The sequence below is a fragment of the Mesorhizobium sp. LjRoot246 genome (assembly GCF_964254115.1).
Lineage (GTDB): Bacteria > Pseudomonadota > Alphaproteobacteria > Rhizobiales > Rhizobiaceae > Mesorhizobium.
Map to the genome: position 1 here is coordinate 2,336,448 of NZ_CAXUSN020000001.1, position 11,772 is coordinate 2,348,219.

Below are 11,772 nucleotides of genomic sequence, written 5' to 3' on the forward strand. Positions count from 1 at the left end.
CAGCTACCCTTCCTGGCAAGCCGGCAGGGCGACAGTTTCGCGTTCCGAAGCCGCTCCCCGACGCAGGCCAAGGAAAACGACGATGGCGGTCATGACGGTGATTGCCGCCAGCACGATCAGCAGCCTGTCGAACGCCGTCTCGTAGGCCAGGACAAGAACAGCGGCTCCGGCTTGCGGCAGGTGTTGCGCCGTTTCACCGAGATTGCCGGTCACCAGCAGCTGCGCTGCGGCCGTTGAAGACGTCATTCCCTGTGCGCCGAGCTGCGTGGCGGTGAAGCCCGATAGTGTCGCCATGACGATCGCCAGCGCTACGCCCTCGCAGGCGACGCGGGTGGTGTTGAAGATGCCGACCGCCATGCCGGCGCGCTCCCGCGGCACGACGCTGACGGCAAGCCCATCCATCAATCCCCAGGGTAGAGCAATGCCGGCGCCGATCAGCATCAGCGGCGCCACCAGCGCGCTATCGACCGGTGGTGTCAGGCTCAGCCAGACAAGCCCGGCGGCAGCGACGAGCAGGCCGACGCCGCAGATCGTGGCCGGCGCGATCCAGCGTGCCAGCTGGCCGGCGAGCATCGGCAGGATCAGCAGCGGACCCGAGAGGCAGATCATCAATTGTCCGGCCTTGATCTCGCCCATCCCCTCAATGCCGATGAAGCGGATCGGCAACAGCACGAGCAGGACGACGAACGCATAAGCGGGTGCCGCCGCCAGAAACTGGACGCCGACGAAGCGGGGATAGGCGAACAGCGTGAGGTCAAGCATCGGCCGTTGTACTCGCCGCTCGACAATGACGAAGGCGACAAAACAGATGGCAGCTACGGCCAGAAGCGTGACGACGAGGGGATCGGCCCAACCGCTCTGCGGCGCCTGGAGCACACCATAGGTTAGCGACGCCAGCGCGATCGTGAAGGTGCCGGCTCCCGCCCAGTCGAGGCCCGTCGCATCCGGGTCTCGCGATTCGCTGATGGTGCGCAGGCCGAGGGCTGCAGCGGCGATCGCCAGCACCGCGACCAAGATAAAGATCGACCGCCAGCCGAATGCAGAGATGAGCAGGCCGGATGCGATCGGACCGAAGGCGAGGCCGATGCCGAAACTGGTGCCGAGGAAGCTGAAGGCGCGCAGCCGCAGCGGTCCTTCGAATTCCTGGGCAAGTGCCGAGGCACCGCCGGCAAAGGCGGCCGCGCTGCCGATCCCCTGCACGGCCCGGAAAGCGTCGAACCAGATGATGTTGGGCGCCAGCATCGCGCCCAGCGATGCCAGGACGTAGACGGAGAGGCCGACGAGAAAGAGGCGCTTACGGCCATGGTTGTCGGCCAATGCACCCGATGCCATCAAGGTGGCGCCGAAGGTCAGCATGAAGGCATTGGTCACCCAGTTGAGCGCAAGGGGGCTGCCGCCGAGGTCGGCCGCGATGCGCGATAGAGCGACGGCCGGGCCGGTGAAGGTCAAGGGCATGGTCATAGCGGCAAGGCATACCGCCAGGAGCACGAACCATCTCTCGGCCGAGCCGGTTGTGATCTTCAAGGTCATGGATTTTCCTATCTGAAGCAGGACCCGCTGGCATGCAGCGTGGTCGCAGCGGGGTTGTAACCACAAGATAGGACGGCGACACTTCCGGCGAAATAGTATTAAATCTCCTGACATAGCGGATCAAAGCGCTCGAATGGAATGATGCGATGGATCGTCTCAGCGGCCTCATGGCCTTCGCCCGCACGGCCGAATTTGGCAGTTTCGTCGCTGCCGGCCGGGCGCTTGGCATCTCGGCTTCCGCCGTCGGCAAAAGCGTGGCGAGGCTCGAAGAGGAGCTCGGCGTGCGGCTCCTGCAGCGCAGCACGCGGCGGATCGGCCTGACCGAGGAGGGCCGACTATTCAACGAACGGGTGCGGCGCATACTCGACGACATCGATGATGCCGAGGCGATGCTGTCGCGGACACGCGAAACCCCGCACGGCCGGCTGCGCATATCCACTCCGATCGTCACCTATCATCTGTTGTTGCCGGTGCTGTCGGAGTTCATGGAACGCTATCCCGAGATAGAGCTCGACATCGACTTCAACGATCGCATCGTCGACGTGATCGACGAAGGTATCGACGTGGCGATCCGCAGCGGCGAGCTGCCCGATTCACGCCTGGTGTCCAGGCCCGTTGCGCCCTTTCGCATGTTGCTGTGCGCGGCGCCGACCTACCTCGACCGCCATGGCACACCCGGCGAGCCGGCGGATCTCATCAGGCATTTCGGCATAAACTTCCGCTTCCTCAACAGCGGCAGGCTGCTGGAGTGGCCGTTCATTACCGGAAGCGCTGAACCGCAGATACGCTCGATGCTGACCTGCAACAACATGGAAGCCTTGAAGGGCGCCACGCTCGCCGGGCTCGGTATCGCCTGCATGCCGGATTTCCTGGTGCGCGAGGCGCTGCACGAAGGCAAGCTGCGCATCGTCCTCGACGATCATGTCGACGGCCGTGGCCAGTTCCGGATGCTGTGGCCCTCCAATCGCCATTTGTCGCCGAAGGTGCGCGTCTTCGTCGACTTCCTTCCCGAACGCCTTGCGGCGCGGTAGGCGGCTCGCAAGTATCGTCAGAGAAAATATGATTATTATAATCATGTTTCTGTGGAAACAGCGGAGCGGCTGTGGCATGGCGGTTGCGGCGATGGTGCCGCGCGGCGCTTGCCCCAAACCATTTCGAAGGAGTTGAGCGATGGATCAACTGAGCGCGCAAACCCGGATCAGCGACGCGGCGATCCGATCGGTGATGGATCGGCTGCGCGCTGAGCACAGCGAATTCGCGATCGACACCGGCGTCGCCGACCAATGGGAACTTCGCCTCCATTACGGCTCGTTGAGCGCTACGCTCGATGACGAAAGCGTGCTGATCCGCGTCTCGGCGACCGACGAAACCTGCCTGTCCTATATGAAGATGACGGTCGCCGGCCATGTCGCCGAACATCTCGGTACGACCCGGGGTATCCATTGGCAGGGCGACGGCGTTGATGCCGGTACGCCGGTCTTCTTCCGCGAGATCACGGTGATGTCGTCGACGCGGATCTCGCCGCATATGCAGCGCCTGCGCTTCGCCGGCGAGGATCTCGGCCGGTTTACGCATGGCGGCCTGCATATGCGGCTGCTGCTGCCGCCACCTGGCCGCCGGCCGGTCTGGCCGTCGATGGGCGCTGACGGCCTGCTTGTCTGGCCTTCGGGCGACGATGCGCTTGCCGTGCGGGTCTACACGATCCGGACGGTGGACGCCGCAAGCGGCTGGCTCGATGTCGATTTCATGCTGCATCCCGGCCAGGAGACGCCCGCCGCCAGCTTCGCGCAAAACGCACAAGCGGGAGACGTCATCGGTATGATCGGACCCGGTGGCGGCGACGCCCCGGTGGCGCAGACCTTGCTTCTGCTCGGCGACGACACCGCGCTGCCGGCCATTGGCAGGATTTTGGAGCATCTGCCGCCGTCAAGCCGTGCCGAGGCGCTGATCGAGGTCGACGGTCCGGATGACCGGATGGCGCTGGCGCAAGGGGACAATATCGACATCATCTGGCTTTACCGGAGCGGTCGCGAGGCCGGCACCGCAGGCCTGTTGTCGGCCGCCTTGCGCGAGCGCAATCACATGGCGCATGCCGACGGCCTGTATGTCTGGGCCGGTTGCGAATTCGGCGATTTCCGGGAGATCCGCAAGCTCGTGCGCAAGCAGTGGGGCCTGCCGCGCGAACGGCACCTGGTCGCGGCCTACTGGCGCCGGGACGCGCAACGCGAGGACGAGAGCGGCGAGGAATAGTCCGCCGCCCTCCCGAAATCACTGCCTCAGAAGCGGTAGCGCAGGCTGGCGAACAGTGAGCGGCCCTCGTCGCGGTAGCAATAGCCGGCGGAACAGATGGTCTTCCGGTTGTCGAACAGGTTCTTGGCGTTGACCTGCAGCTTCACGCCTTCGAGCTTCGGATTGCGGTAGCCGAAATCATAGGAGAGCGAGGCGTCGACGAAGGCGCGGGCGCTGTTCTTGAATCTGTTGGTATCGTCGCCATAGCTCGAGCCGGCAACGCGGACGCCCGTGCCCAGCCCGAGCCCCTCCAGCGTGCCGTTCTCGAATTGATAGTGGCCCCACAGTGACAGGATGTGGTTCGGCGTCGCGGATAGCTCCTTGCCATCGGTTCCTTCGGCGCCACGCTCGATCCTGACGCGCAGATAGGTATAAGAAGCGATGAAGCTGAAGCCATTGTCGAGCGAGGCATTGGCTTCCAGTTCGACACCGCGCGAATTCAGGTCGAGCTGGCGCTGCTTGTTGATGCCGGTCGAGGCATCGAAGACGACGCCATCCTTCTGGTCGATGTCGAACAGCGCGGCGCTGATGGTCGCATTGTGATCCGGGATCTCGTATTTGACGCCGATCTCTTTCTGCGTGGCGATGGTCGGGCGGGCGACGCGACCGACAGTGCTGGTGACGTCGTCATGGACAAGGCCGATGTTGGGCGAGAACGAGGTCGAATAATTGACATAGGGCGTAATGCCCCATTCGGTTTGGTAGGACAGGCCGAGACGGCCGGAGAAGGCGCTGTCCTTCTGCTTGGACGTGCTGTAGTCGGCGGCGGTGGAGGTGGTGTCGACCCAATCATAGCGACCGCTGGTGAACAGGGTGAAGTCGTTCCACTCCATCTGATCATGCAGGTAGACGCCGAGCTGGTTCATCTCCTGCCCGCCAGAGTGGGGAACCGGCATCGCCTTGATGTCGTCGACCGAGACATAAGACAAACCGCTGCCGGCATCATAGTCCGACCAGGCGTAGTCGATGCCGCCGATGGCGGTGTGCTTGACCTGGCCCGTATCGAACTCGAACTGCGCCATGTTGTCGACGACGAAGTTCTTCATGGTTTCGGTATAGTGGCCCCAGTAGCGCTGCAGCGGCTGATCGGCACCGATCGTGTAGTGGCCGCTGTATTCGATGTCGCTGTCGACGGCGTTGTAGCGCAGGTTCTGGCGCACCGTCAGCACATCGTTGAAACGGTGCTCGAATTCGTAGCCGATGCGGCCCTGGCTCTGGTCGAAATCATTCCAGGCCGGGTCACCCTCATAGAGGTTGGACAGCACGCCATAGCTCGAATTGTAGAAGGCCGCTGTGCCGCCGGTGACGGATTTCGAATATTCGCCGAGGATTGTCAGCTTCGTATCCTCATCCGGCTTGAAGGTGAAAGCCGGCGCCAGATAGACCTTGTCGTCGGGATAGCCGGACAATTCGGTATCGCTTTTGCGGCCGAGACTGGTGAAGCGATAGAGGATGCTGCCGTCCTCGTTCACAGGTCCCGAAGCGTCGAGGGCTGCCTGAAACCGGTTATGCTCTCCGGCGAGCAGTTCGATCTCGCGGAACGGCTCGTCCTTAGGGCGTTTGGTGACGACGTTGACGATGCCACCCGGACCGCTGACGCCGTAAAGCGACGATGCCGGGCCTTTTAGGATGGTGACGCCCTCAATGCCGTAAGGCTCGGTCTTGAACCAGGCTGAGGGTCCGTTGTACTGGCGCAGCCCGTCGCGGAACATGCCGTTGTAGAAGGCCTGGAAGCCGCGCAGGAAGAACGCGTCGTAGCGGGTGTCGAAGCCGAAACTGTTGGGATTGGCGCTGGCCGTATAGCCGAGCGTTTCGTTCAGCGTGCGCGGCTTCTGGTCTTCGATCTGCTTCTGCGTCACCACCGAAATGGCCTGCGGAATTTTGGCAAGCGGCGTGTCGGTCTTGGTGCCGATGCGGTCCTTCTTGGCGACATAGCCATCCTGCTTGAGGATTTCGTTGCTCTGCGCGGTGACCTCGATCGTGCCAAGGACGGTACCGGTGTCGCTGTCCTGGCCAAATGCCGCGCCGGGTTGGCCAAGCATCGCCGCGCCGCCCAGCAATGATATCCCCAGGCGCCATGTCATCGGCCACGTCCGCATCAACTCGTCTCCACTGTCTCATGTCTGATTGCGCCCCCGCGCTCTCAAATATGAGTGTGTTAGTCAAGTATTTTCTGCGACCCATGCACGGACTGCCGGCTGCTGTCGCATAGCGGACACGCTGGGCGAGATCCGGCCAACCAAAATCGTGAGGTCGGCGCGGGCTGCCGCCTTGCCTATTGCCTGACGCTTCTCGCCACCAGCCGCGCCACGCTTGGGCCGACCAGCAGCACGATCAGGAAGCGTGCCGATTGCAGCGCCATGACGAAGGAGATGTCGATGTTCTGCGAAGCGGCGGCAATGATGGCGATGCTGTCCATGCCGCCGGGGCTGGTCGCCAGATAGGCGGTCAGCGGATCGATGCCCAAGAGATGGCTGATCATGAAGGCAAGGCCGCCGCAAAAGGCGATCAGCGTCACGATCGAGGCGATGATCTGCGGCATGGCGCGTGTCGCATGGCGCAGGATCGCCCTTGTGAAGTTCAGGCCGATCGACCAGCCGACCATTGCGTAGCTGACGGCCAGCAGCCATTGCGGCAATTGCATCTCCACGCCAAAGCCGAGATGGACGACGGTACCGAGGATGAAGGTGCCGAGGAAGAAGGGCGAGGGCAGCCTCAGCAGCTTTCCAGCCAAGCCGCCGACCAGCGCGATGCCGATGGTGGCGGCGAAGGCCTGGCGGTCGATCGGCGGAAACCAGATGATGGCGGGGATTTCGACGCCTGACGTGCCGACCCACATCTTGGCAACGAGCGCTGCCGTCATCGAGACGAAGATGACGCGCAGATATTGCATGAAGGCGACGAGGCGCTGGTCGGCACCGAAGGCACCGGCCATCAGCACCATGGCCGTGGCCGCACCCGGCGACGAGCCCCAGACGGCGGTGGTGCCGGGCAAGATGCGCCAGCGGCTGATCAGCCAGCCGAGCAGGCTGGAGGCGGTGACGGTCGCCACCACGACGCCGAGAAAAAGCGGCCACTCCCGGTAGAAGACCGGAAAGATGTCGGCCGAGATCGACGCGGCGACGAGGCAGCCGACGATCGCCTGGGCGGCGCCGAACGCAAGACGCGGCACGCGCACCGTGGCGCCATTGGTGCCGGCGAGGATGGCCGCCAGCATCGGTCCGATCAGCAGTGCCGCCGGCAGGGCGGCGAGTTCCAGCGCACCGGCAAACAGCAGGGAGACGATCAGCAGGGCCAGCCATTGCCAGAGCTTGCGCATCCGCGCCATGCGCTCGAGGGTGGGCAGGTCCGGGGATGGCTGCTCGGCCGAGGAATCCATGTTTAGGTCTTAGACGCGGGAGGGCGAAAAATGCGAACGCGGCTCACAGAAAATGATAGTTTCACGCGTCCAGGTGTCGAGTAACAGGTTTCATGTGCCTGCGTCGAACCGCAGCGATCTCATTGCGACCCATGCAGTCGAAATCGTCAGGGACGGAAAACTGGCCGCCCATAAAACCTACCCGTCGCGCCTGCGGCGACGGCTGTTCGATCGGCACGATTCTGGCCAACGGCTTGCCGGCTTTGGTAATAACAAACGACTCGCCTTGGACTGCACGTGCCACGAGGCGCGACAAATGGGCCTTCGCGTCGCGAATGTTTACCGTCTGCGTCAAAGGTTGCTCCTCAATAACTGCCGCTGCGTCGGCATCGTGCCAGGGTCAGCCCGTCTTGCCGTCAGCCAGCCCGAAGCCGCCGACGGGGTGGGTCTCGACCTGGAATTCAAAGCCGGCGATGAACGGCCGCGCCTTGGCGATCGCCGCCTGTACTTCAGGAAGCTGCAGCGAGGCCTTGTGGCTTTCGGCGTCGGTCCACACTTCGGTGACCCAGATCGCATCGGCATCCGCGGGGTCGCGGGCGATGATGTAGCTCAGGCAGCCCGGCAGGGCGCCGGTGCTGGCGCGCAGGAGGTCCATGACCGCGTCGCGCTGGCCGCGCGCCGCCCGCATCTTGCCGATCAGTCCGTACATTCCGTTGTCTCCCTTTGAGGTTCTCGACAAGAGCATGCAGATCGCCAGTATGCCGATAGCCGCTCAAGGCATCAACTGGCCGCCATTCACCTCGATCACCTGGCCGGTGATGTAGCCGCTCAAGAGATCGGAAGAGAGGAACAGATAGGCGCCGACGCAGTCCTGCGCCGTGCCGGCACGCCCCTGCGGAATGGTGGCGACCATGCCTTTCATCTGCTCGTCGGTCGAATAGCGCTCGTGGAACGGGGTGAGAATGGTGCCCGGCGCCACCGCGTTGACGCGGATTCCGAAGCCGATCAGCTCCTTGGCCATGCCACGCGTCACATTGGAGACGAAGGCCTTGGCCGAGCCGTAAAGTCCGGCACCGCCGCCCGCCCCATTGCGCGCGGCGATCGAGGAGGTGTTGACGATGAAGCCGCCCTGTTTCTTCAGCCACGGGATCGCCTTGCGCGAGGCGGTCAGCACCGAACGGGCGTTGAGGTCCATCACCGCGTCATAATGCGCCTCGGTCTGCTCGGCATAGGGCACGCGGCCAAGCATGCCGCCAGCATTGTTGACCAGCCCGTCGAGGCGGCCGAAATATTGCGCGCTGTCCTCGACGACGCGCTCGACGTCGGCGGCAACGGAGAAATCGCCCTGGACCAGAAACACTTCGCCGCCCTTGCCGACGATCGTCATGCCGAGCTTCTCGGCGGCGGTTTGGCTCGAATTGTAGTGCAGCGCCACCTTGCATTTCTGCGCTGCATAGGCCAGCGCGAGCGCTGCCCCGATACCGGTCGACGCACCAGTGACCAGAACCGCCTTGCCGGCAAGATCGGGTATGCTGAGTGTGGTGGCTGGCACGGGTTCTTCCTCCGGGACGTCTGCCTGTCCTTCGTAGGCCCTTGCCGCCCCAGTGTTCAAGCCTCAGGGGCGCAGATAGGCGTAGCCCTGGCCTTGCAGTTCGGCGAGCTTGACGACGCCGCCCTTGTCGGCGGCATGGAAACCGGCGAGCAGGTCGGCGAGCGTAATATCCATGCCTTGCATGGTGTTGGCGCAGGCATGGGATTCCAGCCCCTGCCGCACCAGGCCGGCGAAGCGCCCGGAAGTCGCGGCCGATATGCTTTTCGACTTGAAGGCGGCGAGCGCCGGACCATGCACGACCAGCACGATGTCGACATTGCCACCGGTGCCGTCATAATGGTTCTTGATGTTGCCGAGCACGAAATTGACCTTGTCGACATCGCTCAAGTGATAGGCGACCTTTTGCCTGGCGGGCTCGGTTGCCGCGGCCTGCACTGCCCGCAAACCAAGGAGCGTTCCGGTTCCGGCAAGAACCGCGCGGAACATATCGCGCCGGCGCATGGCATCCTCCTCGGCTTGGCGGCGCACCGCGAATTGCGTGGCTGCGGCCGCAATACTAGCATAAATTGACGTTACGTCCGGTCGATGCGGAGGAGGGGTCACATGGCGTTCGGGGTAGGGGAATGGAAGACAATCGCGCGCGCGGGGTTTGGCGTTGCGATGCTTGGGGTACTTGCCGGCTCGGCCTTCGCCGACGATGCGCTCAAGCTCACCGAACTTAGCCCCAACGGCGCCGACGCCTGTTTCGGCCGCATCTATGACGCGGCGCACCTCAAGGCGCATCCGAAGCAGAAGGTGGCGCGGATCTTCTTCTACTACGGCCATGATCCGGTCAGCCGGCCGAACGAGGAGCCGACCGCGAATTCCGACACGTCCTACAATGCCTTCATCGCCACCACCGTGCGCGGCGCCAAGGCGCCTGAATGGGCCGGCGGCTGGTGCAATCGTGAGTCCGAGGACGGCAAGACAGGCCCGATCCATTGCGGCATGGAATGCGACCGGACGCTCGCGTCGCTGAAGGTCGATGACAAGCGCGGGCTGTTCCTCTCGGATCTGCAACCCGACATCTATCTCGATGCCGGTTCGGAAGAGGAACTGGGTGCAGCGGAATATGACAGGCAAGCGCTGGGTTCGGAGGACGACAATTTCCGCCTCGACCCGATGCCGGCCGCGACCTGCAAGGCCGAATTCGCACGCATCGATCCGATCGACCCCGCACTCGGCCCGCCGTTACGCGAGCGCCTGAAGCCGGACCAGGCCTTCTGCTATGGGCGCGACTACGATGCAGCCCATCTCGGATCGCACCCCGACCAGCTGACGCAGTCGATCCGGGTCTTCCGCGGACCGGTGGAGCTGGCTTCCTTCGCCTCGGGCGGTGACGCCGCCAATTGGCCTGATGGCGCCGACATTGCCGTCTCGGTCACCACACGGCAGAAATCGGCTGAGGTGACGCAGACCTATTCCTGCCAGGGCGAGGCCGATCAGTGGCGCTGCGCGGCCAGTCCGAAGATGAGCGACTTCTCCTGCGACATCGCGCAGAAGGAGATTTTCCTCAAGCGCGGCGCCGACGGCACGATGATGCTGGCAAATCCCAACAGCAGCCTGGCGATCGTCGACCTGTGCTCAAAGGCCGCCGACGGCAAGACGAAATCCGATGACAAGATCTATCGGCTGCAGCCAATGCCGCAATCGGCGTGTTCGCCTTGAACGTTTGGGCTTTGGAGGAGGGCGAATGGACAAGGCGAAGGTGTTTTGGTCAGGCCGATCGCAAGCGGTACGCTTGCCGAAGAAATACCGTTTCGAAACGGGCGAAGTTTCGATTCGGCGTCAGGGCCGATCGGTCGTTATCGAGCCGCTTGCGCAGCATTGGGACTGGCTGGACAGTTTGACCGGGCCGCTTGACGACGATTTTGTCGAGGCAGCTTTGGAAGGCCGATAGAGACTGGCTCATCGGCGCAGAAGTTTTCGCGGTACGCCTGTTGCTTCGTCATCCTCGGGGTCTCCGCGACGGAGCTTCGCTCCTGCTCTGCCCGTGGATGACGAAGTCGAGAGGCTTCGGCTAATTTTCCAAGGTCGTGGCGGGAGACCGCCTCAGGCAAACGGCACGGCCGTCGTCCCCTTCGGCAGCTTGGCCTCGTCGTCGGGCTCGACATGAATGGTGACGCGCACCGAGGGGATTTCGGCTTTCAGCGCGTCCTCGATGCGGTCGCAGATGACATGGCTGGCGCCGACCGACATGTCGGCGTCGACGACCAGATGGAATTCGATGAAGGTGGCGCGGCCGGCGATGCGGGTCTTGAGGTCGTGAACCTCCAGCGCGCCCTTGCAGTTGGCCGAGATGACGTCGCGGATGCGCATGTGCTCCTGGGTGTCGACGGCGCGGTCCATCAGCCCGTCCATCGACGAGCCGATGACATGCCAACCCTGCCACAGGATGTTCAGCGCCACGAGGACGGCAAGTGCGGGATCGAGGATCTGCCAGCCGGTCAGGATCGCTCCGACCAGGCCGCCGAAGACGCCGATCGAGGTCACCACATCGGTCATGATGTGGTTGCCGTCGGCGACCAGCGCCGGCGATTTCTCCGCCCTGCCGGCGCGGATCAGCGTCCAGGCCCAGAAGGCGTTGATAACCGTGGCGACGCCGTTGACGGCAAGACCTTCCCAGGGCTGTTCGAGCGGTGCCGGCGTCTGCCAGGAGCGCCAGACCTCGTTGAGGATCAAAAGCGCGGCGAGCACGATCAGCACGCCTTCCAGCACGGCCGAGAAGTACTCGGCCTTGTGATGGCCGAACGGGTGATCCTGGTCGGCCGGCTTGTAGCTGACCTGGATCGCCCAGAAGGCGGCGGCCGAGGCAATGACGTTGACGATCGATTCCAGCGCGTCCGAATAGAGCGCCACGGAGCCGGTGACGTACCAGGCAACGGCCTTCAGCGCGAGCACGACAAAGGCGACAACGATCGACCAGAAGGCAAGGTTGGCGACCTTGCGCTTCGCGGCCGCCTTGGCAGCCATCGCCATCATGTTCTCGGCTTCGGCCATTTCG

12 protein-coding genes are annotated in these 11,772 nt (G+C 63.6%); 4 read left to right on the plus strand and 8 right to left on the minus strand.

Annotated elements, in window-relative coordinates; translation table 11 throughout:
* Positions 1-3: 3 nt before the first annotated feature.
* Positions 4-1,530 carry an MFS transporter gene (locus ACSQ3L_RS11215; protein WP_436159998.1) on the minus strand — a complete coding sequence of 509 codons (1,527 nt, stop codon included), beginning with the start codon at positions 1,528-1,530 and terminating at the stop codon, positions 4-6.
* Between the two features lie 146 nt (positions 1,531-1,676).
* Here ACSQ3L_RS11215 and ACSQ3L_RS11220 point away from each other — a divergent pair, with 146 nt between their 5' ends.
* Positions 1,677-2,561 carry a LysR family transcriptional regulator gene (locus tag ACSQ3L_RS11220; protein WP_436159999.1) on the plus strand — a complete coding sequence of 295 codons (885 nt, stop codon included), beginning with the start codon at positions 1,677-1,679 and terminating at the stop codon, positions 2,559-2,561.
* A 139-nt stretch (positions 2,562-2,700) separates the two neighbouring features.
* On the plus strand, positions 2,701-3,780 hold the full coding sequence (locus tag ACSQ3L_RS11225; protein ID WP_436160000.1) for a siderophore-interacting protein: 1,080 nt from the start codon (positions 2,701-2,703) through the stop codon (positions 3,778-3,780).
* Positions 3,781-3,806: 26 nt separating this feature from the next.
* On the opposite strand, the gene ACSQ3L_RS11230 is transcribed toward ACSQ3L_RS11225, so the two are convergent.
* The 6 genes from ACSQ3L_RS11230 to ACSQ3L_RS11255 all read right to left on the minus strand — a co-directional run bounded on the left by ACSQ3L_RS11230 (position 3,807) and on the right by ACSQ3L_RS11255 (position 9,230).
* Complete coding sequence (locus ACSQ3L_RS11230) at positions 3,807-5,903, minus strand: TonB-dependent siderophore receptor (RefSeq protein WP_436160001.1); 2,097 nt, start codon at positions 5,901-5,903, stop codon at positions 3,807-3,809.
* 191 nt (positions 5,904-6,094) lie between these two features.
* Positions 6,095-7,198, minus strand: coding sequence for an AbrB family transcriptional regulator (locus ACSQ3L_RS11235; protein ID WP_436160002.1), 1,104 nt, complete (start codon positions 7,196-7,198; stop codon positions 6,095-6,097).
* Between the two features lie 61 nt (positions 7,199-7,259).
* Entirely contained in the window at positions 7,260-7,532 is a 273-nt protein-coding gene (locus tag ACSQ3L_RS11240; RefSeq protein ID WP_436160003.1) for a type II toxin-antitoxin system Phd/YefM family antitoxin, read from the minus strand.
* A gap of 45 nt (positions 7,533-7,577) precedes the next feature.
* Positions 7,578-7,886: a putative quinol monooxygenase gene (locus ACSQ3L_RS11245; protein WP_256753163.1), complete on the minus strand. Its 309-nt coding sequence runs from the start codon at positions 7,884-7,886 to the stop codon at positions 7,578-7,580.
* Positions 7,887-7,949: 63 nt separating this feature from the next.
* Complete coding sequence (locus ACSQ3L_RS11250) at positions 7,950-8,729, minus strand: SDR family NAD(P)-dependent oxidoreductase (protein ID WP_436160004.1); 780 nt, start codon at positions 8,727-8,729, stop codon at positions 7,950-7,952.
* A 63-nt stretch (positions 8,730-8,792) separates the two neighbouring features.
* On the minus strand, positions 8,793-9,230 hold the full coding sequence (locus ACSQ3L_RS11255; protein WP_436160005.1) for a DsrE family protein: 438 nt from the start codon (positions 9,228-9,230) through the stop codon (positions 8,793-8,795).
* Positions 9,231-9,332: 102 nt separating this feature from the next.
* On the opposite strand from ACSQ3L_RS11255, the gene ACSQ3L_RS11260 reads away from it, so the two are divergent.
* Together ACSQ3L_RS11260 and ACSQ3L_RS11265 are read left to right on the plus strand one after the other, a co-directional pair.
* Positions 9,333-10,436 (plus strand): hypothetical protein, encoded by a 1,104-nt coding sequence (locus tag ACSQ3L_RS11260; RefSeq protein WP_436160006.1) that lies wholly within the window; start codon positions 9,333-9,335, stop codon positions 10,434-10,436.
* A gap of 25 nt (positions 10,437-10,461) precedes the next feature.
* Positions 10,462-10,668 (plus strand): antitoxin, encoded by a 207-nt coding sequence (locus tag ACSQ3L_RS11265; protein WP_436160007.1) that lies wholly within the window; start codon positions 10,462-10,464, stop codon positions 10,666-10,668.
* Positions 10,669-10,820: 152 nt separating this feature from the next.
* Here ACSQ3L_RS11265 and ACSQ3L_RS11270 read toward each other — a convergent pair whose 3' ends face one another.
* Positions 10,821-11,768, minus strand: a complete 948-nt coding sequence (locus tag ACSQ3L_RS11270) for a cation diffusion facilitator family transporter (protein ID WP_436160008.1) — start codon at positions 11,766-11,768, stop codon at positions 10,821-10,823.
* Between the last annotated feature and the right edge of the window lie 4 nt (positions 11,769-11,772).